This is a genomic window from Pannonibacter anstelovis, assembly GCF_036881715.1.
Taxonomy (GTDB): Bacteria; Pseudomonadota; Alphaproteobacteria; order Rhizobiales; family Stappiaceae; genus Pannonibacter; species Pannonibacter anstelovis.
Genome location: NZ_JBAKBF010000004.1, coordinates 139,898 through 163,743 on the forward strand (window position 1 = coordinate 139,898; position 23,846 = coordinate 163,743).

At 64.3% G+C, this 23,846-nt stretch carries 21 protein-coding genes and 1 pseudogene; 18 read left to right on the plus strand and 4 right to left on the minus strand.

The window, feature by feature from the left end; genetic code table 11:
* Positions 1-55: 55 nt before the first annotated feature.
* A complete protein-coding gene (chvE, locus tag V6L75_RS08215) occupies positions 56-1,141 on the minus strand; it encodes a multiple monosaccharide ABC transporter substrate-binding protein (RefSeq protein ID WP_425498713.1) in 1,086 nt (361 codons plus the stop codon).
* Positions 1,142-1,297: 156 nt separating this feature from the next.
* Between chvE and V6L75_RS08220 the strand changes: the two genes are divergently transcribed.
* The 15 genes from V6L75_RS08220 (at position 1,298) to V6L75_RS08290 (ending at position 17,018) form a co-directional block, all read left to right on the plus strand.
* Positions 1,298-2,248 carry a LysR substrate-binding domain-containing protein gene (locus tag V6L75_RS08220; RefSeq protein WP_334251022.1) on the plus strand — a complete coding sequence of 317 codons (951 nt, stop codon included), beginning with the start codon at positions 1,298-1,300 and terminating at the stop codon, positions 2,246-2,248.
* A 213-nt stretch (positions 2,249-2,461) separates the two neighbouring features.
* Complete coding sequence (locus tag V6L75_RS08225) at positions 2,462-3,316, plus strand: GntR family transcriptional regulator (protein ID WP_334251023.1); 855 nt, start codon at positions 2,462-2,464, stop codon at positions 3,314-3,316.
* A 59-nt stretch (positions 3,317-3,375) separates the two neighbouring features.
* Positions 3,376-4,611 carry an ABC transporter substrate-binding protein gene (locus V6L75_RS08230; protein ID WP_334251024.1) on the plus strand — a complete coding sequence of 412 codons (1,236 nt, stop codon included), beginning with the start codon at positions 3,376-3,378 and terminating at the stop codon, positions 4,609-4,611.
* 73 nt (positions 4,612-4,684) lie between these two features.
* Positions 4,685-5,557 carry a branched-chain amino acid ABC transporter permease gene (locus V6L75_RS08235; RefSeq protein WP_334251025.1) on the plus strand — a complete coding sequence of 291 codons (873 nt, stop codon included), beginning with the start codon at positions 4,685-4,687 and terminating at the stop codon, positions 5,555-5,557.
* A gap of 4 nt (positions 5,558-5,561) precedes the next feature.
* On the plus strand, positions 5,562-6,554 hold the full coding sequence (locus tag V6L75_RS08240; protein ID WP_334251026.1) for a branched-chain amino acid ABC transporter permease: 993 nt from the start codon (positions 5,562-5,564) through the stop codon (positions 6,552-6,554).
* A complete protein-coding gene (locus V6L75_RS08245; protein ID WP_334251028.1) occupies positions 6,547-7,311 on the plus strand; it encodes an ABC transporter ATP-binding protein in 765 nt (254 codons plus the stop codon). The genes V6L75_RS08240 and V6L75_RS08245 overlap by 8 nt, the downstream gene beginning before the upstream one ends.
* Positions 7,304-8,008, plus strand: coding sequence for an ABC transporter ATP-binding protein (locus V6L75_RS08250; RefSeq protein ID WP_334251029.1), 705 nt, complete (start codon positions 7,304-7,306; stop codon positions 8,006-8,008). The genes V6L75_RS08245 and V6L75_RS08250 overlap by 8 nt, the downstream gene beginning before the upstream one ends.
* Positions 8,008-9,297: an aconitase/3-isopropylmalate dehydratase large subunit family protein gene (locus tag V6L75_RS08255; RefSeq protein ID WP_334251030.1), complete on the plus strand. Its 1,290-nt coding sequence runs from the start codon at positions 8,008-8,010 to the stop codon at positions 9,295-9,297. Before V6L75_RS08250 ends, V6L75_RS08255 begins: the two co-directional genes overlap by 1 nt.
* Complete coding sequence (locus V6L75_RS08260) at positions 9,294-9,821, plus strand: LeuD/DmdB family oxidoreductase small subunit (RefSeq protein ID WP_334251031.1); 528 nt, start codon at positions 9,294-9,296, stop codon at positions 9,819-9,821. The genes V6L75_RS08255 and V6L75_RS08260 overlap by 4 nt, the downstream gene beginning before the upstream one ends.
* Positions 9,821-10,687: an isocitrate lyase/PEP mutase family protein gene (locus tag V6L75_RS08265; protein WP_334251245.1), complete on the plus strand. Its 867-nt coding sequence runs from the start codon at positions 9,821-9,823 to the stop codon at positions 10,685-10,687. Before V6L75_RS08260 ends, V6L75_RS08265 begins: the two co-directional genes overlap by 1 nt.
* The gene (locus V6L75_RS08270) at positions 10,688-12,424 is read left to right on the plus strand and encodes a hydantoinase B/oxoprolinase family protein (RefSeq protein ID WP_334251032.1); all 1,737 of its coding nucleotides are present in this window, start codon (positions 10,688-10,690) and stop codon (positions 12,422-12,424) included.
* Positions 12,421-14,472 (plus strand): hydantoinase/oxoprolinase family protein, encoded by a 2,052-nt coding sequence (locus V6L75_RS08275; RefSeq protein ID WP_334251033.1) that lies wholly within the window; start codon positions 12,421-12,423, stop codon positions 14,470-14,472. Before V6L75_RS08270 ends, V6L75_RS08275 begins: the two co-directional genes overlap by 4 nt.
* Before the next feature lie 3 nt (positions 14,473-14,475).
* Positions 14,476-15,090, plus strand: coding sequence for a cysteine hydrolase family protein (locus V6L75_RS08280; RefSeq protein WP_334251034.1), 615 nt, complete (start codon positions 14,476-14,478; stop codon positions 15,088-15,090).
* A gap of 10 nt (positions 15,091-15,100) precedes the next feature.
* Positions 15,101-16,528 carry an FAD-dependent oxidoreductase gene (locus V6L75_RS08285; protein WP_334251035.1) on the plus strand — a complete coding sequence of 476 codons (1,428 nt, stop codon included), beginning with the start codon at positions 15,101-15,103 and terminating at the stop codon, positions 16,526-16,528.
* A gap of 136 nt (positions 16,529-16,664) precedes the next feature.
* Positions 16,665-17,018: a cupin domain-containing protein gene (locus V6L75_RS08290; RefSeq protein WP_334251036.1), complete on the plus strand. Its 354-nt coding sequence runs from the start codon at positions 16,665-16,667 to the stop codon at positions 17,016-17,018.
* Between the two features lie 121 nt (positions 17,019-17,139).
* Here V6L75_RS08290 and argE read toward each other — a convergent pair whose 3' ends face one another.
* Entirely contained in the window at positions 17,140-18,291 is a 1,152-nt protein-coding gene (gene argE, locus V6L75_RS08295; RefSeq protein WP_334251037.1) for an acetylornithine deacetylase, read from the minus strand.
* Positions 18,292-18,558: 267 nt separating this feature from the next.
* Here argE and V6L75_RS08300 point away from each other — a divergent pair.
* The 3 genes and pseudogenes from V6L75_RS08300 to V6L75_RS08310 all read left to right on the plus strand — a co-directional run.
* Positions 18,559-18,804: pseudogene (locus tag V6L75_RS08300) on the plus strand (aldehyde dehydrogenase family protein); the annotation flags it as partial.
* Between the two features lie 8 nt (positions 18,805-18,812).
* The gene (locus V6L75_RS08305; RefSeq protein WP_334251038.1) at positions 18,813-19,847 is read left to right on the plus strand and encodes a tartrate dehydrogenase; all 1,035 of its coding nucleotides are present in this window, start codon (positions 18,813-18,815) and stop codon (positions 19,845-19,847) included.
* Positions 19,848-19,857: 10 nt separating this feature from the next.
* A complete protein-coding gene (locus V6L75_RS08310; RefSeq protein WP_334251039.1) occupies positions 19,858-21,333 on the plus strand; it encodes an NAD-dependent succinate-semialdehyde dehydrogenase in 1,476 nt (491 codons plus the stop codon).
* A gap of 345 nt (positions 21,334-21,678) precedes the next feature.
* Here V6L75_RS08310 and V6L75_RS08315 read toward each other — a convergent pair whose 3' ends face one another.
* Together V6L75_RS08315 and V6L75_RS08320 are read right to left on the minus strand one after the other, a co-directional pair.
* Complete coding sequence (locus V6L75_RS08315; RefSeq protein ID WP_334251040.1) at positions 21,679-22,956, minus strand: NAD(P)/FAD-dependent oxidoreductase; 1,278 nt, start codon at positions 22,954-22,956, stop codon at positions 21,679-21,681.
* Positions 22,957-22,995: 39 nt separating this feature from the next.
* Positions 22,996-23,661: a haloacid dehalogenase type II gene (locus tag V6L75_RS08320; protein ID WP_334251041.1), complete on the minus strand. Its 666-nt coding sequence runs from the start codon at positions 23,659-23,661 to the stop codon at positions 22,996-22,998.
* Positions 23,662-23,846: the final 185 nt, after the last annotated feature.

The following is a 23,846-nucleotide window of genomic DNA, read 5'->3' on the forward strand; positions in this document are numbered from 1 at the left end:
TGCAGGAGGCCCGCCCCGGTCTGAGCCAGAGCGGGCCTTGCATGCGGATGTCAGATCACTTCAGCTGGTCAGCGGTGTAGTAACCGGAGCCCACGAGGATCTCTTCATAGTTGGTCGCATCGACCGAGACGGGCTCGAGCAGGTAGGACGGCACCACCTTGACGCCATTGTCATAGGTCTTGGTGTCGTTGATTTCCGGCTCCTTGCCGCCCAGCAGGGCTTCGGCCATGCCAACGGTGACGCGGGCCAGCTCGCGGGTGTCCTTGAACACCGTCGAATACTGCTCACCGGCGATCATCGACTTGACGGACGGAACCTCAGCGTCCTGACCGGTGACGACCGGCATCTTCATGTCGCCGGAACCGTATCCCACGCCCTTGAGCGAGGACAGGATGCCAATGGACAGGCCATCATAGGGAGACAGAACGCCATTGACCTGCTTGCCGCCGTAGTTGGCCGAGAGCAGGTTGTCCATGCGGGCCTGAGCCACAGCGCCGTCCCAGCGCAGGGTGCCGACAACATCCATGCCCATCTGGCCGGACGGAATGGCAACCTCACCGGAATCGATCAGCGGCTGCAGAACGGACATGGCGCCGTTGTAGAAGAAGTAGGCGTTGTTATCGTCGGGCGAGCCGCCGAACAGCTCAACATTCCAGGGCTTGGTATCCGGGAACCGCTCCTTCAGGCCCTTCACCAGGCTTTCGGCCTGCTGCACACCAACCTTGAAGTTGTCGAAGGTGGCATAATAGTCGACATTGCCGCTGTCGCGGATCAGGCGGTCATAAGCGATGACCTTGATGCCGGCTGCATTGGCGTTTTCCAGCGCGTTCGACAGGGTGGTGCCGTCGATGGCAGCAATCACGAGCACATCCACCCCTTTGGTGATCATGTTCTCGATCTGCGCCAGCTGGTTCGGAATGTCATCTTCAGCATACTGAAGATCTGTCTGGAAACCGGCCTTCTGGAACTGCTCGACCATCGAGTTTCCGTCGGAAATCCAACGGGCAGATGACTTGGTCGGCATCGAGATGCCGATGAAGCCCTTGTCCTGAGCAAAGACGCTGGACGTCATCATGGCAGGAGCAGTCAGCAGGGTGCCAGCAAGGGTCAGCGCCAGAAAGGCGCGTTTGGTCAGTTTCATATCAGTTTCCTCCCCCGCCCTAAGCGCATAGGGCGTCAAATGGGCGTTGGCCCCGCCGCTTCTCCCGGCTTGAGGTCCATTCACCGCGGGAAGGCTTGCACCGGCAAAACATAACTGTCAAATTCGATTATATCCATCAAACATAGCAAATTAGATATGAATAACTCCTTCCGCACCAGCAGTCTTCACCAGCGCGGGCTGAAACTCTCACATCTTCGGCTGATGGCCACTTTGGGCGACCGGCCGCAGGTCAGCGTGGCCGCAACGCTTCTGGGGATGACGCAGCCAGCCGCCTCCCGCCTGCTGGCGGAAATCGAGCGCATCATCGGCCAGCCGGTGCACCAGCGCGAGGGACGGGGCCTCTCCCTGACCAGCAGCGGGCAGGCTCTTGCCCGCCGCGCTGCCCGTATCCTGCAGGAGCTGGATGATGCGGGCCGGGAAATCGAAGAACTGGCTGAAGGCAGCAAGGGCGAGGTGCGCATCGGGTCTGTGACGGCCCCGTCCATCGAGCACGTGCTGCCGGCGGTCCAGAAGGCGCGCGAGCTCAATCCCGGCCTGCTGATCGAGGTGATCGTGGATACGTCCGACAATCTGTGCAAGGCGCTGATGGCTGGCCGGATCGACTTTGCCGTGGGGCGCCTCGTCGGCATCAGTGATCCGTCTCTGGTGGAAATGCAGGTGATGGAACCCGAACCTGTCAGCCTCATGGTCAGGCATGATCATCCGCTGCTCAAGTCCGGCAGCACGGCGCTGGAGGATGTCATCCGGCACGACTGGGTCATGCCGAGCCCCGACAGTGTGCTGGGCCGCGCCGTCATCCGCCGCCTGAGCAGCCTCGGACTTCCTCCGCCGCGCCAGCAGCTTTCCACAGCGTCCTTCCTGCTGACGCTCGCCATCATCCGGGACAGCGATTCCATCGCCCCTGTCGCCAAGGCCGTTGCCGATACCTTCGCCCAGGACGAAGGCACCGTCTACGGTGTCCTGCCGATGGATCTTCGCATCGAGGTGGAACCCTACGGCCTCATCCGCCGCAGCGGCAGCACACTCACGCCCGCCGCCAGCAAGATCGCCGGCCTCATCCTCGAAGGCAGCCGGGCAAAGCGCTAGCCGCTCAAATTGCAGGCATCTCAGATGCCTGCCGCGCCACCGTTTCCCATGCAATAGTCTCGTTTATCCAAGCGGTTTCCGGTCCGCGCCAGAGGCTTTGCCGCTTTGCGGTGTGGGCGGAAATCAGCCGTGGCAAAAATATATGCAACAGCCTCGGTTGACATAATGGTATATTTTCATATCAACTTGAGGCGTTCGGGAGAGGACAGCTTGATGCAAGACGCAACGAACACGCCAGATACCGGAGCAGAAACCGGAGAGCCCAGGGCAACGGCCCGGCTCAACACGGCTGGCCGCGTCCCGCTCTATCACCAGATCTTCATGATCCTACGGAACCGGATCTACACGGGCGAGCTGGCCGAGGGGCAGCTTGTGCCTTCCGAGCAGGATCTCACCAACGAGTTCGGCGTCTCCCGCATCACCGCCAAGCGTGCCCTGAACGAGCTGGCGGATGCCGGGCTGGTGGTGCGCGAACGCGGACGCGGCACCCGCGTTCTGCAGCGCCCGCCGTCACCGGCTGTCACCTCGTCCATCGAGGGCTGGCTTGAGAACATCTCCCTCATGGGCCTTTCCACCGAGGCAACCGTGCTGGAGTTCAGCTATCTGCCCGCCAGCGAGGACATAGCCCATGCTCTGGAAATGGAGCCGGGCGGCGAGGTGCAGCGCGCCGTGCGTGTGCGCCGCCTCAATGGCGAGCCCATGTCCTATCTCGTCACCTATGTGCCCGGCGATATCGGGCGCAATTACGAGCATGAAGAGCTGAACCGCATTCCGCTGCTGCATCTTCTGGAGCGCGCGGGCGTGGCGGTGGCCTCTGCCCGCCAAACCATTTCCGCAACGCTGGCCGAAGCCGATGTGGCCGGGGCGCTCGATATCCACGCCGGCGCCCCGCTGATCGAGGTGCGCCGCGTGGTGCGCGACAGCACCGAGCGGCCAGTTGAGTACATCCGGGTTCTCTACAGGCCCGATCTCTACCGTTTCGAAATGTCCATGCGGCGGGTCACCGGTGACGGCAGCCCGCGGTGGACCACAACAAGCTCCGCGCCGGTCCCGGCCGGCGGGGGATAAAAGCTAGGGGATTCCGGGGATCTGACAGCTGCGGGATGCAGCGTGTCCGGGAGACAGACATGACTGAGAAGGTTGGAACTGGTGGACTGAGACGGCGTGATTTTCTGGCAGCAACCGGCGCAGCGGCCCTTGCCGCGGGCGTCAGCGGCTTTCCTGCCGTGCTGCGGGCCCAGCCCGCATCCGTAAAGATCGGCCTCATTCATCCCGTATCGGGATTTGTTGCCTTCTCCGGCACCCAGTGCCGCGAGGGCGCGATGATGGCGATCGAGGACATCAACGCGGCAGGCGGCATCAAGTCGCTGGGCGGCGCCAAGCTGGAAGCCTTGCTGTCGGACAGCCAGGGCAAGCCGGAGATCGGCGCGGCAGAAGTGACCAAGCTGGCAGAAGCCGGTGTTGACGGCATCGTCGCGGGCTACTCTTCCGCCATCTCGCTGGCGACCTCACAGGAAGCGGCCAAGACCAACATTCCCCACGTGGTGGACGTTGGCGTTGCCGACAACATCATGTCCCGCGGCCTGACCAACACGTTCCGGTTCAGCCCCGGCTACGGCGCCTGTGCAGACTTTGCCATCAGCAACCTGGCCGCCCTCAACAGCCTGACCTCTTCCCCGTCCAAGACGGCGATGATCATCCACGAGGAATCCCTCTTCGGCACTGGCACGGCGGAACTGCTGTCCAAGCGCCTGCCGGAAATCGGAATCGAAGTAATCGAGGTCATCAAACACGCCAACCCGACCCGCGACTTCACCAACATCGTGCTGCAGCTGAAGTCGAAGAAGCCGGACCTGATCATTCCGGCGAACTACTACAACGAATATGTCCTTCTGGCCCGCTCCATGCGCCAGCAGAAGGTCGAGGCCAAGGGCATCTACTCGGTGCTCGGCGGCGCTGCGTCGAACTACAAGTTCGTCAGGGAATTCCCTGAAGCGGCTGACCTGATCATGGATTGCAACCACTGGTTCAATCCAAAGTCCGAAGTGGCCCTGAAGCGCAAGGCCGCAGCCGAAGCCAAGGGGCTCATCTACACCTACGAGGTGTTCCTGACCTACAACGCGGTGCTTGCCCTGGCCGATGCCTATGAGCGCGCCGGCACGACGGACAAGGCTGCTGTCAATGCGGCCCTCGCCGCCTCCACGCTGGACATGTCCTACATGCCCTACAAGGAGACGCAGATGATCAACGGCCAGAACGTTGGCGCCCTGCCGGTGAACACGCAGATCCAGAAGGGTGAGATCGAGGTGATCTTCCCGCAGAACTTCGCCTCCGCCATGCCCGTCTATCCGATGAACGGATAAGCAAGGCGCTCCTGCATCCGGCTGCCGGGCGGTTGACCGCCCGGCACCCCTATCCTCAGCAGAGCGGTTCGTCATGCCAGATCTTGCGATCATCATCCCGTCCGTCTTGAACGGGCTCACGACAGGTGCGCTTTACGCCCTCGTCGCCCTTGGGCTCACGCTCATCTACGGGGTCCTGCACATCATTAACTTCGCCCATGGCGCACTGCTGATGCTGGCGCTCTATGGCGTATTCTTTCTGAATGTCAGCCTGGGCGTTGATCCCTACGTTGCGCTGGCCATCGTGCCGCCGGTCATGTTCGCACTCGGCTATGGCCTGCAGCGCTTTGTCATCACCCGCGCAAGCCACGGGCGGGACGAGAACATCCTGCTCGTCACCCTCGGCCTTTCAATCGTGATCGAGAACCTTGCGCTGATGCTGTTCAAGTCCGACACGCGCATCATCGACACGCCCTACAGTTTCGAAGTCTTCGAGATCTTCGGCGCCTTCATCCCCCAGCCGAAGGTCTATGCCCTCATCGGCGCGCTGGTCACGGCTGCGCTGCTGTGGGTGATGATGGCCCGCACCGACCTTGGCCGCGCCATACGGGCCCTCGCCAAAGAGCCAAAGGGCGCAAGGCTGGTGGGCATCAACACGGGCCATGTCTTCGCCATGAGCTTCGGCATCGGCGTCGCCTGCCTGGGCGTCGCGGCCTGCCTGCTGCTGCCGAGTTACTACGTCAGCCCCACCGTGGGTCAGGGCTTCGTGCTGATTGCCTTCACCATCGTGGTGCTGGGCGGCATGGGCTCCTTTGCCGGGGCACTGATCGGCGGCCTCATCATCGGTGTCGTCGAAGCACTGGGTGGCCTGTTCCTCGGCGAAAGCCTCGGCCAGCTCGGCATCTTCGTGATCTTCATCCTGGTTCTGGTCTTCCGCCCGGCCGGCCTGCTCGGACACAAGGTGTAGGACCATGCGCAACCTCGTCATTCTCCTCGTGCTGTTCGGGCTCCTGTCGCTGGCCCCTCTGGTCATCGTGTCGGATTTCTGGCTGAACCTGATCATCATGACGCTCTATGCCTCCCTGCTCGGGCAGGCCTGGAACATTCTCGGCGGCTATGGCGGCCAGTTTTCCTTCGGCCACGCCGCCTTCTTCGGCACGGGGGCCTATACGGTCGCGGTGCTGCAGGTCAGCGCAGGTCTCAGCCCGTGGGCAGGCCTTGTGGCAGGCGCTGTGCTGGCGATGGCCGTTGCGGCCTTCATCGGCTTCACCACCTTCCGTTATGGCCTGCGCGGCTCCTACTTTGCGCTCGTAACCCTCGCCTTTGCCGAGGTGCTGCGCATTCTCGCCAATTCCATGCCCTTCACCGGGGCAGGTGTCGGCATCCTCATTCCACTGAAGCCCGGCATGGCCAACCTGCAATTTGCCAGCAAGGACGGCTTCTTCTGGCTGCTGCTCGCCATCACCTTCGCGGCTTTCCTCACCGTCTGGTGGATCGGCAACTCCCGCTTTGGTGCAAGGCTGATGGCCGTGCGTGACAACGAGGATGCAGCGCGGGCACTTGGTGTGGACCCGTTCCGTATCAAGATGAGCGCCATCATCCTGTCGGGGCTTTTTTCCGGCCTCGCCGGGGTCTTCTACGCCCAGTATTTCCTCTATCTCGATCCGTCCATCGCCTATGGCCCGGCCGTATCCGTGGAAAGCCTGCTGGTGCCGATCATCGGCGGCATGGGCACGCTCTTCGGCCCGCTGGCGGGCGCTGCCGCCCTGCATGGCCTGTCGGAAGTCACCCGCGAGCTGACCGGCGGCCTGCCGGGGGCGAGCCTTGTGCTCTATGGCGTGCTGCTGGTCATCGTCGTCCTGTTCGCCCCGCGCGGACTGGCCGGACTGCTGAACGGCAAGACCCGCAAGTCTGCCAGGCCGTCCGCCAGAACCGCCGCCAACGGAGGGCAGAGCCATGACTGACACCACGCTGCTTGAAGTCCACGGCGTCACCAAGCGCTTTGGCGGGCTGGTTGCCTCCAACAACATCTCCATGAAGGTGCCGGAAGGCCGCATCACCTCGCTGATCGGACCAAATGGCGCAGGCAAGACAACGCTCTTTGCGGTCATCACTGGCTTCTATCAGCCGGATGCCGGTCAGGTGTCCTTCGACGGTCAGGTCATCACCGGCCGCCAGCCGCAGGATATCGCCGCCATGGGCATGATCCGCACCTTCCAGATCGTGCAGCCTTTCCGGGGCCAGACGGTGCGGGAGAACATCGCCGTTGGCGCGCATCTGAAGATCCGCTCCCGCCGCGAGGCGCTGGCACATGCAGAGGCCGTCGCCCGCAAGGTGGGGCTGGGAGACAGGCTGGATCAGGATGCGGCAAGCCTCACCGTCGCAGGCCGCAAGCGGCTGGAGGTGGCCCGCGCCCTTGCCACGAACCCGCGCATGATCCTGTTTGATGAGGTTCTGGCCGGTCTCAATCCGTCCGAAATCCGCGACATCATCCCGGTCATCCGCTCTCTCAAGGACGAGGGCATCACCATCCTGCTGATCGAGCATGTGATGCAGGCGGTGATGAGCCTTTCGGAGCACACCTGGGTGCTGAACCAGGGCACGCTGATTGCCGAAGGAGCGCCGAAGGATGTGGTCGCCGACCCGGTGGTGATCGAGGCCTATCTCGGCAAGGGCATGGCCGCCCGGATGAATGCAAAGGCGGAGGCAAGCCATGCTTGAGGTGAAGAACCTGCGCGGCGGCTATGGCCCGGTGGAAGTGCTGCGCGGCGTCAGTTTCGACATCCGCCCCGGCGAGATCGCCGCGCTTCTGGGCTCCAACGGTGCAGGCAAGACAACGGCAAGCGCCCTGCTCTCCGGCCTCATCAGGCCATGGGGCGGCGAGATCCTGTTCAAGGGTGAGAAACTCACCGGTCTGCCTTCCGAAAAGATCGTGGAACGCGGCCTGATCCATGTGCCTGAAGGGCGCCACATCTTCCCGAACCTTTCCGTGCGGGAGAACCTGGAGCTGGGAGCCTACCGGCGCGGCAAGGCCAACAGGGCGCGCAACATGGAGAAGATCACTGGCATCTTCCCGCGCCTGAAGGAGCGCTTCGCCCAGAAGGCGGGCACCCTTTCCGGCGGCGAGCAGCAGATGCTGGCCATTGGCCGGGGCATGATGGCCGAGCCGGAACTGCTGATCCTTGATGAGCCCTCCATCGGCCTGTCGCCGCTGCTGGTGGAGGAAATGTTCACCCTCATCAGCCGCCTCAATGCCGATGGACTGCCGATCCTGCTGGTGGAGCAGAACGTGCTGCAATCCATGGAAATCGCCGGGCGCGCCTTCGTCATGGAGAACGGGGAGATCACCCTCTCCGGCCCGGCAGCTGAACTCATGGACAATCCGGAGCTGAAGCGCTCCTACCTGGGGCTCTCGTGATGCAGACGACGCTGGCACAGAAGATCATCGCCCGCGCCTGCGCACAGGAGACGGTGGAGCCGGGCAGCATCGTCACCGCGAAGGTGGATCTCGCCATGATCCACGACAGCGGCGGCCCGCGCCGGGTGGCGCCGATCCTGAAGGAGCTGGGCACCGGCCTGTTCGATCCCTCCCGCGTGGTGCTGATCTCGGACCATTTCGTCCCCGGCGACACGGAGGAAGGGGCAAAGATCCTCGAACTCACCCGCGCCTTCGCACGGGAAACCGGCGTGGCCTTCCATGACGGGGAAGGCATCTGCCACGTCATCCTGCCCGAACGCGGGCATCTGAAGCCGGGCATGCTGGCCGTGGGCGGTGACAGCCATTCCCCGACGGGCGGCGCCTTCGGGGCCTACATGTTCGGTGTTGGCGCCACGGAAATGGCCGGGGTGCTGGCCACGGGCGAAATCTGGCTGCAGGTGCCGCAGACCATCCTCATCGAATGGCAGGGCCGCCTTGGTGACGGGGTAACGGCCAAGGACATCATGCTCGCCCTTTGCGGCCGCCTTGGCATGGATGGCGGCAAATATCAGGCGGTGGAATACACCGGAGAGGCCATCCGCGCCCTGTCCATGCAGGAGCGGATGACCCTCTCCAACATGGCAGCGGAACTGGGCGGCCAGACCGGCCTCATCGCCCCGGACGAGACAACCGTGGCCTATCTGGCCGCAGGCGGCGCAGACCTTACCGCAACGGACTGGCAGCGCCTGCGCACCGGTGAAGGCGCGCCATTGCTGGAGCATCACGTCTTCGATGCCGCCGCTCTCGCGCCGCAGGTGGCTGCCCCGCATTCGCCCGCGAACTCCGGACCGGTGGGCGACGCCGCCGGAACGGCGGTGCAGGTGGCCTATCTCGGGGCCTGCACCGGTGCGAAATACGAGGATATGAAGAACGCCGCCCGCGTGCTGAAGGGCCGCAAGGTCGCCCCCGGCGTCGAGCTGCTGCTGGCCCCCTCCTCCCGCCGCGATCAGGAAAGGGCCGCGCGTGAGGGCATTCTTGGCGCGCTGGAGGAAGCGGGCGCCAAGCTGCTGCCCAACGCCTGCGGCATCTGCGCGGGCTATGGCACGCACCGGCTGGGCGAGGACGTGACCTGCATCTCCTCCACGGCGCGCAACTTCAAGGGCCGCATGGGCGCGGCCAGTTCCAGGGTCTGGCTCGGCTCGCCCTTCACGGTCGCCGCGGCTGCCATCACCGGACACATCACCGACCCGCGCGAGTTTCTGACCGCCAATGGGGAGGCCTGCGCATGAGCACGCCAGACAGGAACGCCACTGCGGCAGCGCGTATCTTCCTCGCCGGGGATGATATCGACACCGACCAGCTCGCCCCCGGCCAGTACATGAAGGGCGGCATCGGCGAACTGGCAGCCCATTGCCTTGAAGGCGTGCTGCCCGGCTTTGCCGCCAGCGTGCGCCCCGGCGACATTCTGGTGGCGGGCAAGAACTTCGGCATGGGCTCTTCCCGCGAACAGGCGGCTGAGGCGCTGAAGCATCTGGGCCTTGCTGCCGTTATCGCCCGGTCCTTTGCCGGGATCTTCTACCGCAACGCCATCAACCTCGGCCTTCCGGTGCTGACGGCCAGTGACCTTGGCCCCGTGACGGACGGCGCAAGGGCAATTCTCGACATGGAGGCGGATGCACTGCGGCTCGAAAGCGGGCCGGTGGTGCAGCTCAACCCGCTTCCGGAAAACCTCAAGGCCCTGCTCGCCGATGGCGGGCTGGTGCCTCACCTCAAGAAAAGATTCGCGAACCAGCGCGGCAAGGAGCAGGGATGATGCACCTGAAGCAAAGACTGGGGCAGAAGCAGATCCTGCTCGCCCCCGGCATCTACGATCCGCTCACGGGGCTTATGGCCGAACAGGCCGGGGCGAAGGCCGTCTATCTCTCGGGCGCGTCGATTGCCTACACCCGCCTCGGGCGGCCGGATATCGGGCTCGTCTCCATGACGGAAGTGGCTGAAACCATCGCCGCCGTGCGTGACCGTATCACCCTGCCGATCATTGTGGATGCGGACAACGGCTTCGGCAATGCGCTGAACGTGCAGCGCACGGTGCGCTGTTTCGAGCGCATGGGCGCCAACGGGCTTCAGCTTGAAGACCAGACCATGCCCAAACGCTGCGGCCATCTGGATGGCAAGACGCTGATTTCCACCCGCGAGATGGCGGGCAAGATCCGCGCCGCCTGCGATGCCCGCGCCAGCAGCGAAACCCTCATCATTGGCCGCACCGATGCCATCGCCGTGGAGGGCTTCGATGCCGCCATGGACCGGGCCGAAGCCTATGTGGATGCAGGAGCGGACATGCTGTTCATCGAGGCGCCGCAGTCGCTTGCCCAGATGCAGGAGATCGTCCGCCGCTTTGCCGGGCGCGTGCCGCTGATGGCCAACATGGTGGAAGGCGGCAAGACGCCCATCGTCGATGCCGCCGGTCTGGAGGAGCTGGGCTTCAGCTTCGTCATTTTCCCGGGCGGCATTGTCCGCGCCATCGCAGCCACCGCCCGCGACTATTACGCCAATCTCATCGCCAATGGCTCCAATGAAGCCTTCCGCAACCGCATGCTCGACCTTGCCGGGATCAACGGCGTGATCGGGACACCGCAGATGCTGGCCGCCGGCAGCCGTTATGACGAAGGAAGTGCCTGAATGAGTATCGATGCCGTCACGCTGGCCATCCTCAAGGGCCGGCTGGAACAGATCGCCGACGAAATGGACGCGACCCTGTTCCGCTCCGCCTTCAACCCGATCATCGCCGAAGCACATGATGCCTCACACGGCATCTATGATGCAGTAACCGGCGAAACCCTTGTGCAGGGCAAGTCAGGCCTGCCGATTTTCGTCGGCGTCATGGCCTTTGCGGTCAAGGCCGTCATCGACAAGGCCGCCGCACAGGGCGGGCACCATGGGGGCGATGTGTGGATCTTCAACGATCCTTACGCCGGTGGCACCCACCTGTCCGACTTCCGGCTCGTCACGCCGGTGTTCCGGGATGGCAAGGTGTTCTGTTTCCTCGCCTCTGTCGGCCACTGGCATGATGTGGGCGGCAATGTTCCGGGCAACTACAACCCGGCCGCCACCGAGTGCTTCCAGGAAGGCATGCTGATCCCGCCGGTGAAGCTGTTCGACAAGGGCGAGTTCCGGCAGGACGTGGTGGACATTCTCTCCGCCAATTCCCGTTTGCCCCTGTCGCTTTACGGCGACCTCAACGGCCAGATCAACGCGCTGGACCTTGGCCGCAAGCGCGTTGCCAGCCTGCTGGACGAATATGGCTCCGGCACCGTCGCCCAGTGTCTGGGTGAGTTGAAGGCCCGCGCCGCAGAGATGATGCGGGCGCAGATCCGCGAGCTGCCCGAGGGCACCGTTTCAGCGGAGGATTTCCTCGACAATGACGGCATCCGCGACGAGCCGCTGAAGATCGCTCTGGATCTGACGATCCGCGAGGGGCGGATGGTCATGGATTTCTCCCGCTCCTCCCCCGCCTGCCTCGGCCCGGTCAACATCTCCCGCGCAACAGCAATTGCCGCTTGCTATGTGGCGCTGAAGCACATCTTCGGCGATGTCCCGGCCAATGCGGGCGTGCTGGAGCCGGTGGATTTCATCATCCCCGAGGACAGCCTGCTCTCCGTCAAGGCGCCCAAGCCGGTCGGCGGTTACACCGAAACGATCCTGCGTCTCATCGACGTGGTGTTTCAGGCTGTGGCGAAGATTGCGCCGGAGCCGGCGATGGCCTGCGCCTATGGCACCATCAACGCGCTGTCACTGGCCGGGCACCGGCAGGATGGCAAGCGCTGGGTCATGTTCTCCTTCTTCGGCGGCGGCCACGGCGCCCATGCAGGCGGTGATGGCCTGAACCACGGCAACGCCCCGATTTCGACGGCGACCATTCCGCCGCTGGAAATTCTGGAAAGCGCCTACCCCGTCCGCTTCACCCAATGGAGCCTCCGGCAGGACAGCGGCGGCCCCGGCCAGACTCGCGGCGGCCTTGGCGCTGTTTACGAGATCGAGCTGCTGGAGCAGCAGGCAGATGTGTTCCTCTTCGGCGAGCGCGGCAAATATGCCCCTCCCGGCATTGCTGGCGGCGGATCTGCCCTTACCAACCGTTTCACCTACGAGCAGGCCGATGGCGAGCACAGCCCGCCGATGGTCTCCAAGATGCTCGGCATCCACATCGAGCGCGGCCAGAAGCTGCGGCTGGAGACACCCGGTGGCGGCGGCTATGGCGACCCGCGCCTGCGTGATCCGCAGGCCGTCGCCCGTGACGTGCGCCTTGGCTATGTCACGCCGGAAGCTGCCGAGGCGGCCTATGGCGTCAGGCTCAACGCCGATGGCTCCGTTGACATGACCCGCACCAATGACTTGCGCCGTCAGGAGGCTGCAGAATGAACAAACCGGCTTATGTGATCGGCGTCGATGTCGGCGGCACCTTCACCGATGTCTTTGTGCTCGATGAGGCCAATGGCACCATCGTCACCGCAAAGGTGCCCTCCACCCGGGGCGATCAGTCGAAGGGCTTCATTGAGGGCATCGCCTCCCGCGTGGCAGATTTCGGCGACATCAGCACAGTGGTGCACGGCACGACCGTGGGCACCAACGCCCTGCTGGAGCGCAAGGGCGCCCGCACCGGCATCATCACCACGGAAGGCTTCCGCGACGTGCTGGAAATGCGCCGCCGCGACCGGCCCACGACCTGGGGCCTGAAGGGCGCCTTCACCCCCGTGGTAGAGCGTCCGGACCGGGTGGAGGTGCAGGAGCGCGTGCTCGCCGATGGTTCGGTGCTGCAGGTGGTGGATGAGGAAGAAGTCCGCGCCCAGGCGAAAGCCCTCGCCGAAAGCGGCTGCGATGCGGTCTGCGTCTTTTTCATCAACGGCTACGCCAACAATGACAACGAGCGCCGCGCCGTCGAGGCCGTGCGTTCCGTCTGGCCCAACTCCTACGTCACCGCTGCAACGGAGATCCTGCCCGAGATCCGCGAGTTCGAGCGCCTGTCAACGGCAACGCTCAACGCCTATCTCCAACCCGCCGTTGCCTCCTATCTGGACCGTCTGGAAACGGGCCTGAAGGCGCAGGGCTTCACCGGCGACATTCTCATCGTCCAGTCGAATGGCGGGGTCATGTCCATCGGCACGGCGAAGAAGTACCCGGTGCGCACCGCCCTCTCCGGCCCCGCAGCCGGGGTGATCGCGGCAACAGCCATCGCGGAAGCAGCGGGCTTCCCCAACATCATCACCTGCGACATGGGCGGCACCTCCTTTGACGTGTCCCTGGTCGCAGACGGCAAGGCAGCGCTGGCTGCACAGACGGCCATCGACTTCGGCATGGTCGTGCGCACGCCGATGATCGAGATCACCACCATCGGCGCAGGCGGCGGCTCCATCGCTGGAGTGGACAAGAGCGGCCTGCTTCAGGTCGGTCCGGAATCGGCAGGTTCCGACCCCGGCCCGGTGTGCTACGGCCTCGGCAACACCCGCCCGACAGTAACCGACGCAAACCTCGTGCTGGGCCGCATCAACCCGGACCGGCCCATCGGCGGCAAGCTGTCGAAGCTCGACATCAACGCCTCGCGCGAGGCAATCCGCAGCCATATCGCCGAGCCGCTCGGCCTCTCCATCGAGGATGCAGCCGAAGCAATCCTGCGGCTTGCCAATGCCAAGATGGCCGGCGCCATCCGCCTCGTCTCCATCGAGAAAGGGCACGATCCGGCCCAGTTCGCCGCCATGCCCTTCGGTGGCGGCGGCTCGCTGCACACGGGCGCACTGATCAAGGATGTGGGCCTCGGCTCCGCCCTCGTCCCGCGCTTTCCCGGCGTCACCTCGGCGCTTGGCTGCGTCGTCGCCGACATGCGGCATGACCGGGTGCAGACCGTCAACCGGGTGCTGGACACGATCGACGCAGGTCAGCTTGGCGCCGACATGCTGGCCGCTGCGGCGGAAACGGAAGAGCTGCTGGCCACCGCCGGTGTCGCCTTTGCCGCCGTTGACCGGGTGTTCGAGCTGGACATGCTCTATCTCGGCCAGACCCACACGGTGAATGTGCCGCTGACCATTCCGGCAGACGGCCTGACGCGCGAGGCCATCCGCGACGCATTCGAGGCCGCCTACAAGGCCCAGTTCGGCCGTCTGCTCGATGGCATCCCCATGCGCGTGATGAACTACCGCATCGCCGTCATCGGCCGCCGTCCGGGGCTGGACATGCGCCTCTTCGCCCCCGTGGATGGAAAGTCTGCTGCCGAATGCAGGACCGGCACCCGCCGCGTCTACGCGGACGGCACCTGGCATGAGGCAGGCATCTATGAGCGCCTGCAACTGATGACCGGTGCCCGCATCGAAGGCCCTGCCATTCTGGAACAGCCGGACACGACGATCTTCGTGGACCCCGGCCTTGCCGGAACCGTTGATGCCTTCGGCAACCTGATCATCCGTCCGGAGGCGTGAGCGATGGAGCTGGACACCCTTAACCCCGCCCGCACCGGCCTGCTGATCGTCGATCTGCAGAACGACTTCCTTGATCCGAATGGCGCCTATGGCCGTGCCGGGCAGACCAGCCCGGACATCGCCGCCCTGCCGCAGCGCATTCTGCCTCTGGCAGAGGCACTGCGGAAGAGGGGCGGCTGGATCATCTCCACCCAGTTCACGCTGGTGCCCGGCAAGGGAGGTGAGCCTTTCATCTCGCCGCATCTGAAGTCACTGCGGCCCTTTCTTGCCAAGGGTGACTTCTGCCCCGGCGCATGGGGCCACCAGCTTGTGGACCTGCTGCAGCCTGCGGATCTGACGGTGGAGAAGATCGCCTATTCGGCCTTCTACATGACGCGCCTTGAATGGGTGCTGAAGAAGGCGGGCATCGACACGCTGATGGTCTGCGGCATCGTCACCAATGGCGGCGTCGCCTCCACCTTGCGGGACGCGCATGTGCGGGACTTCCGCACCATTGCCCTGTCCGACGGTTGCGCCGCCTTCTCCCCGGCCACCCACGCACAGGCGATGGGCGACATCTCGACCATCTCGAAGGTGATGACCACCGCCGAGGCCACCGCCCTCGTCAACGCCCTCTGAGAGCAAGGCCATGAAAAACGCAGGCACCCCGAAGACCGTCTTTGGAGAACCGCCCCGGATCGACATCGAAACCGGCGTGCTGATCATTGGCGCAGGTGCCTGCGGCCTCACCGCTGCGCTTCATGCCGCCGATACGGGGGCCGAGGTGATCGTGGTGGAGCGGGATGCCTCGCCCTCCGGCTCCACGTCCATGTCCTCCGGCTTTGTTCCTGCGCCCGCCACCAGCTACCAGCAGGCCATCGGCGTCAGCGATGACACGCCGGAGCGGTTCGAGGCCGATATTCAGGCCAAGACGAAGCACCGCGCCCTGCCGCATCTGGCAAGCCTCGCCAGCCAGAACATCGGTCCTGCGGTGGAGTGGCTGGGCAAGCATGCGGGCATCGAGTGGATCGTGCTGGAGGGCTTCCTCTATCCCGGCCACAGCCGCCACCGGATGCATGCGGTGAAGGAAAAGACAGGCGCCGCCCTCATCGCCGGGCTCCTGTCTGCCACGCAAGCGCGGGACATTCCGCTTGTCACGGAAGCGTGGTGCAGCACGCTTTATGCCGGAACGGACGGCCGCATCCTCGCCGCCGCCATCCAGCGCCCGGACGGCGCAGAAGAGATCATCGCCGCAAAGTCCATCGTGCTGGCCTGCAACGGCTATGGCGGCAGCCGCGAGGCCATCGCACGGCACATTCCGGAGATGGCGGGCGGGCTTTACTATGGACACGAGGGCAACACGGGCGATGCCATCGCCTGGGGTGAGCAACTGGGCGCGCAGCTTGCCCATCTTGGCGCCTATCAGGGCCACGGCTCCCTCGCCCATCCACACGGCATCCTGATTTCCTGGGCGCTGATGATGGAAGGCGGGTTTCAGGTCAATCTGGAAGGCCGCCGCTTCTCCAACGAGAACGAGGGCTATTCCGAACAGGCGGTGCATGTTCTGGCCCAGCCGCAAGGCGTTGCCTGGAACATCTACGACGAGCGTATCCACCAGTTCGCCCTTGGCTTTCCCGACTACTGCGAAGCCGTGGCCGCCAAGGCCATCCGCTCTGCCCCCGATGTTGCCAGCCTGGCCGCCGCCATCGGCCTGCCGGAAACGCAGCTGGCGGAAACATTGGCGCAAGCCGCCCGTCTGGCGGCAGGCTGGGCGGGCATGACTGATGAATTTGGCCGCGACTTCACCGCCAAGCCTGCCCTCACCCCTCCCTATCATGCGGTGAAAGTGACCGGCGCCCTGTTCCACACCCAGGGCGGCCTCGTCATCGGCGGGGACGCCCGCGTGCTGCGCCCCGATGGCACAGCGCTGCCGAACCTCTTTGCCGGCGGCGGCGCGGCCTGCGGCGTTTCCGGGCCTGAAGTCTCGGGCTATCTGTCCGGCAACGGCCTTCTCACGGCCATCGCCTTCGGCTGGATCGCCGGGCGCGAAGCGGCGCGGCAAGCCCTGCAAGACTGATCCCCGCCGCCGCAGGATCTTGGGTGAACAGGGGGTAATACGGCAGAATTTCCTGCCGTGCGGCAGCGGACGGCAGCACCCGCGTGCGGCGGAGGGCTCTAATGGCGCCGATCCTTCCCCCTCTCAGGAGCCTGTCATGAGCCTCATCAAGACTATCGACCACAACCCCACCTTCGAGCCCACCCACGCCCTGCCCGCCCCCGAGCGGCTGATTTCCGGCAATCCGGAATTCTCCACCTGGGCCATGGACGAGTCGCGCGATGGCAAGATCAAGTCCGGCATCTGGCAGGCCACTCCCGGCCTCACCCATTCGATCAAGGGCGAAACCTTCGAATTCTGCCACATCCTTGAAGGCGTCGTCGAAATCACCGAAAACGGCAAGGAGCCCATCACCTACCGTGCCGGCGACAGCTTCGTCATGAAGCCCGGCTTCACCGGCACCTGGCGCACCATCGAGACCGTGCGCAAGATCTACGTGGTTTGCTACTGAGCCGTTCTATACACGCAAACACCAGCCACTCGCGCCGTCCCGGCCTTGTGCCGGGACGGCGCGAGTGGGGGCGCTGCGCCTTCAAACTTGCGCCCTGAGGCAGGGCTTCCAACTGCCCCCCTTACCCCGCTAGGTCTCCCGCCAGCCGTTCCAGCATGGCCATGCAGGCTGCAAGTTCCTCGCGCAGAATATATTCATCGGGCCGGTGGGCGCGGGTGATGGAGCCGGGGCCGCAGATGATTGAAGGCACGCCTGCAGCCTGAAACAGTCCCGCCTCTGTGCCATAGCTCACCGACTGGATCGCCTCACCGCCCGAAAGCTGCTCCATCAGCGCGATGAAGCCCGCATCCGGCGTGGGTGCCAGCGCGGGATAGCTGGCGAGTTCCTGCCAGCTTGCCGACAGTGCGCGCCCCTCCGCCTGTGCCGCCGCGATCAGCGCATCAAGCTTTGCCAGCACCTTTGCACTCACATCCTGCGGCGCGGCTCCGGGCACGGAGCGCACCTCGAAAGCCAGGCGGCAGAGATCCGGGATGATGTTGACGGCACTGCCGCCCGACACGATCCCCGCCACCACCGTTGAGGAAGGCGGCGAAAAGCGGGCATCAAAAGGCCCTTCCATCTCCATTTTTGCCGAGAGGTCGCGGATAAACAGCAGCAGTTCGGCTGCCGGATAAAGCGCATTCTCGCCAAGCGCCGGCTGGGAGCTGTGCGCCGCCTTGCCGGTCAAGGTGATTTCCACCGCCTGCTTGCCCTTGTGGGAGAGCACGGGGCGCATGTCCGAGGGCTCGCCGACGATGCAGCCTGCCGGCAGGGCGCATAGCTCCGGCAGCCTCGCAATCATGTGCGGCACGCCCCGGCAGCCGATTTCCTCGTCATAGGAAAAGGCGATATGCACCGGACGCTTCAGGTTTGCGGCCTTGAACAGAGGCACCGCCGCCAGCACGCAGGCGAGAAAACCCTTCATGTCGGTCGCCCCGCGCCCGGTCAGCCGCCCGGCCTGGTCCGTCAGGCGGAAGGGATCAGACGTCCACACCTGCCCTTCCACCGGCACCACATCCATATGGCCGGAGAGCACATAGCCCGGCACATCCTTCGGCCCGATCGTGGCAAAGAGGTTCACCCGGTCGCCTTCCGGCCCCGGCAGCACGGCACAATCCACGCCATGGCCCGCCAGATAGTTGCGCACATAATCCGCAATCGTGCCATTGGCCGCCCCGGGCAGCACGTTGAAGCCAACCAGATCCGCCAGCAGTGCCTCCGCCGAATGCGCCATTCCCAAGTCTCCAGTCATTCCGTGAATTCCCTGCCCGCCATCATCCGCGCTTTGCCGCGCAGTTCCTGCCGAAGAGACATGCCACAGCAGGATATCCTGCCGGGAGCAGGCCTCCAATCTGCCCAAGGACCCTACCACCTCCATCCCCCGCCGCACAGAATTGCGCCGAAGGGCTCCCGAACAGCGCAATCGGCCGCGCGCTGCAAACATATGGCGCATGGTTGTGCCGCCTGAAGCCTAGGATCGCTCCAGATTTACCGGAGCCTTGCAGTGTCCCTGTCCTTTCACTCCACCTATGGCCTTGCAGCCGGGGTCTATACCCGCGATGTTTCGCGGGCTCTGAAAAGCACCAGGCACATCGAGGCCGGCACCATCTGGATCAACCGCTATGGCCGGTCGCGCGTTTCCATCCTGCCGACGGGAGGCTACAAGTCCTCCGGCATCGGCAAGGATCTGGGCCGCGACGCCTACCACGCCAACCGCCGCTCCAAGAGCGTGCTCATCGACCTGTGAGAGAACACATGGCCCCCTATCGCATTGCACTCATCCCCGGCGACGGCATCGGCATTCCGGTTACGGAAGCCGCACTCGCCGTTGCGGCCAAGGCCCTGCCCGGCAAGCTGGAAACCGTCACCTTCCCCTGGTCCTGCGATTATTATCTGCAGACGGGCCGGATGATGCCGGAAGACGGCATCGAGACCCTGCGCGGCTTTGACGCCATCTATCTGGGCGCAGTCGGCTGGCCGCAGAAGGTGCCGGATTCGGTGTCGCTCCACGGCCTGCTGCTGCCGATCCGCAAGGCCTTCGTGCAATATGCCAACATCCGCCCGCACCGCCTGCTGGCAGGCGTCGAAGGCCCGCTGCGCAAGGGCGGCTTCGACATCCTGTGCATCCGCGAGAACACCGAGGGCGAATATTCCGGCGCCGGCGGGCGCGTGCATCAGGGCACGGCCAATGAAGTGGCCGTTGAAACCGCCGTATTCACCCGTGCAGGCGTCGAGCGCATCCTGCGCTTCGGCTTCGAGCAGGCCCGCAAGCGCAGCAAGCGCCTTGCCTCGGTCACCAAGTCCAACGCGCAGAAATATTCCATGGTGTTCTGGGATGAGGTAACGAAGGAACTGGCCGCCGAATATCCGGACGTTGCGGTCAGCCACTACCATATCGATGCCATCGCCGCCCGCATGGTGATGGCGCCCGAAAGCCTCGACGTGGTGGTCGCCTCCAACCTCTTCGGCGACATTCTCACCGATCTGGGCGCGGCCATTCAGGGCGGTCTCGGCTTTGCCGCTTCGGCCAACATCAACCCGGACCGTTCCGCCCCGTCCATGTTCGAGCCGGTGCATGGGTCTGCCCCTGATATCGCGCATCTGGGCATCGCCAACCCGCTGGCCGCCATCTGGTCAGCCGCCATGATGCTGGAGCATCTGGGCGAGGCAGAAGCGGCTGCCCGCATCATGACCGCCATGGAACAGGCCACCGCGCAAGGCATTGGCACCGTGCCGGGGCAGAACAAGACGGATGAGATCACCCAGGCCGTAATGGCGGCATTGGATTGAGGACAAGACCATGACGATTGCAATTTCAGACATTCTGCCCGGCCTCAAGGACGCAGACCTGTTCCGCCAGCAGAGCGTGATCGGCGGCGTCTGGTGTGACGCCTCGACGGGCAAGACCGTCGAAGTCACCAACCCGGCCACAGGCAAGGCCATCGGCACCGTGCCGGATATGTCCGCAGAGGATACCCGCCGGGCCATCGAAGCGGCGGACACCGCCTTCCGCTCCTGGCGCAAGGTGCCCAATGGCGAGCGCGCCGCCAGGCTGGAGCGGTGGTTCGATCTGATGGAGGAGCATGCGGATGACCTCGCGCTCATCCTGACGCTGGAGCAGGGCAAGCCGCTTAGCGAGGCCAGGGGCGAAATCACCTATGGCGCCTCCTTCGTGAAGTGGTTCGCCGAGGAAGCGCGGCGCATCGAGGGCGGCATCATCCCGGCCCCCGCCAATGACCGCAAGATCCTGGCCCTGAAAGAGCCGGTGGGCGTTTCGGCCATCATCACCCCGTGGAACTTCCCTAATGCCATGATCACACGCAAGGTCGGCCCGGCGCTCGCCGCTGGCTGCACCGTGGTGATCAAGCCCTCCGACTTCACCCCCTATTCAGCGCTGGCGCTGGCCGTTCTGGCCGAGCGCGCGGGCATTCCGGCGGGTGTCATCAACATTGTCACCGGCCTGCCGGCGGAGATCGGCGCGGAGCTCACCTCCAACCCGGTGGTGCGCAAGCTCTCCTTCACCGGCTCCACCCGCGTCGGCTCCCTGCTGATGGCCCAGTGCGCCCCGACGGTGAAGCGCCTCAGCCTTGAACTTGGCGGCAATGCACCCTTCCTCGTCTTTGACGATGCAGATGTGGATGCAGCCGTGGAAGGCGCCATCGCCTCCAAGTTCCGCAATGGCGGCCAGACCTGCGTCTGCTCCAACCGCATCCTCGTCCAGTCGGGCATCTACGATGCCTTTGCCGCAAAGCTCTCCGAACGGGTGGCTGCGATGAAGGTGGGCGAAGGCCTTGAAGCGGGCGTTGCCATCGGTCCGATGATCAACCGCGCCGCCGTGGAAAAGATCGAGCGGCACGTGGCCGACGCCGTCGCCAAGGGTGCCAGCATCGCCGCGAAAGCCGCAACGCCGGAAGGCAGCCAGTTCGCCGCTCCTGTGGTGCTGACCGGCTGCACCACGGACATGCAGCTGTCCAGCGAGGAAACCTTCGGCCCCGTCGCCCCGCTCTTCCGCTTCGAGACGGAGGAAGAGGCTGTGCGGATCGCCAACGACACCCCCTTCGGCCTTGCCGCCTATTTCTACACCCGCAACATGGCCCGCGCCTGGCGTGTGGGCGAAGCACTGGAATCGGGCATGGTCGGCCTCAACACAGGTGCCATCTCCATGGCCGTCTCCCCCTTCGGCGGCGTCAAGCAATCGGGCCTTGGCCGCGAAGGCGCCCGCGACGGAATCGAGGAATACCTCGAAACCAAGTCCTTCCACATGTGCGGGCTCTAACGGAAACCGGAGCGGGCCAAACGGCCCGCTCCTTTGGTTTTCAGGAAGGAGAAGGCCGCAAACCCTCTCCTGTGTTCAGCCTCCACCAGACCCGCCCCTCCGCATTCGTCTTGCCATGGCCCGACCATGGCAACCATTCCCTGACCTCGCAAACAGGAATAAACGAAATAAAATACAGAGGGTTACGGGACAATCACGCCGACACGCGAGGCAACGGCGTGGATGCCATGGTCGAGCCATGGCATGACGGAGAAAGATGGAGAGCCGCGAGCGTGAAGGCCGCTCACAACAAAAAAGGCAGGCTCGGCGCCTGCCCTTTTCAGCTTCATGACACAGATCTGGCCTTCACCCGATCTTGTCCTTGAACTTGTAGTAAGCCCCGACGAGCGGCAGGAACCAGGGTTGACCGAGGTGGCCGGGGATGGCGGGCCAGGGGAGGCTGGACCAAGGGTTGGTGCGGGCCCGGCCAAGGATCTGGTCCGCGACAATCTCGCCCATGTGGGTGGCGATCTGCGCGCCGTGGCCGGAGTAGCCCATGGCGAAATGCACGCCATCAGCCTCGCCGGCGCGGGGGAAACGGTCCTTGGTCATGTCGACGAGGCCGCCCCAGCAATAATCCACCTCGATATCGCCGAGCTGCGGGAAGATGCCCTTGAGCGCGTCCTTGAGGATGCGGCCGCTCTTTTCGTCCGAGGTCTGGTTGGAGGTGGCGGAAAAGCGGGCGCGGCCGCCGAAGATCAGGCGGTTGTCCGGCGCCAGGCGGAAGTAGTTGCCCACGTTCAGCGAGGTGACGCAGGTGCGGTTGCCCGGCATCACCGACTGCACTTCCGTATCCGTCAGCGGCCGGGTTGCGAGCAGGAAACTGCCGACGGGCACGATGCGGCGGCGGAAGAAGCTGAAGGTCCTGGGCGTATAGGCACCGGTTGCCAGCACCACCTTTGCCGCCCGCACAATGCCCTTCGGCGTTTCCAGTTCGTGGCCGGCAGCCGTCTGGCGGCGGCCGGTGACGGGCGTGTTCTCGTGGATCTCCGCTCCATGCCGGGCGGCAGCATGCGCAAGGCCAACGACAAATCGGCCCATGTGCATCATGGCACTCTTCTTCTGCAGCATGCCGCCGTGGAAGATGTCCGAGCCTATTTCCCCCGCGAGCCCAGCTTTGCTCAGCATCGCCGTTTCGGGATCAACCGTGCGGTTGATCGCTTCAAAATTACGGGCAAGCACCTCATAATGCTGCGGTTTGGAAGCTAGCTTCAGCTTGCCGGCGCGGCGGAAATTGCAGTCGATGCCTTCTTCCCCAACGATGCGCTCGATGGTTTCGATGCCATCATCAAAGGCCTTGTACATGGCCTTGGCGGTTTCGACGCCATAGGTGGAAATGGCGCCGGTGAAGCTGTGGGCCACCCCGTTGTTGAGGTGGCCGCCATTTCGCCCCGAGGCTCCGAAGCCGACCGTTGCCGCCTCCAGCACGATAACACGGCGCCCTTCCATGGCCAGACGCCGCGCCGCACCAAGACCAGTGAACCCGGCCCCGATCACCGCAACATCATAGAGCACGGAAGGTGCCGCTGTGGCGCCGCCGGTGAACACGGGCGCCGTATCCTGCCAGTAGGAAGCAAATTTCATGGGTCAGCTCCTGGAGCTTGTACGGATCACAACCGGCTTTCAAATGCCGAAGACGCCCGGCAGGTCATAAACACCCTTGATTTCGGTGTACTCATAGAAGGGATTGGCCGGCTCGTGCTTGCGGTTGACCCAGACCTTGGACTTGATGCCCAGATCATAGGCTGTCATCAGGTCATAGCGGAATGAGGACGACACGTGAGTGATGTCTTCCGGGCCGCAGCCAAGGACGTCGAGCATGTACTCAAAGCCGTTCATCTGCGGCTTGTAGCTACCGGTTTGCTCGGCAGTGATCACCTTGTGGAAGGGCGCACCGAGCTTCTCCACATTCGACATGATCTGGCTGTTCATGGCGTTGGAGAGGATCACAAGCGGGATCTCCTTCGCCAGTTTTGCGAGCCCCTCCGGAACGTCGGGATGCGGCCCCCAGGTCGGCACCTCATTATAGATGCACAGTGCATCTTCTTCGCGGAAAGTGATGCCGTTGCGCTTGCAGGTGCGCTTGAGCGCATTGTGCACCACATCCATGTAAGGCTTCCAGGCACCAAGAACCTCGTCCAGCCGGTAGGCGGAGAAGTCCTGGATAAAGACATCCATCTTCGCTTCGTCCAGCATCTCGCCATAGATGCGGCGCGCGGCACCGGCCATATCGAAGTTGATCAGCGTGCCGTAGCAGTCGAAGGTCACGTATTTCGGGCGGAAGGTCATTTAAATCCCCGTGCTGCAAGTACCGGAAGGCAGAAGGCTCTGGCAGGTCATTGCTTGCCTGCTGATCTATTCTAGACAGCCTTCAAAAAAGCCCCCGCCGCTTTCACGCCGTCCGGAAGCACATTCCGCCGTATCACGAGGGTTCCACGGCACCTTATTGCGCAGAGGCCCTCCCGCGCCCCAGG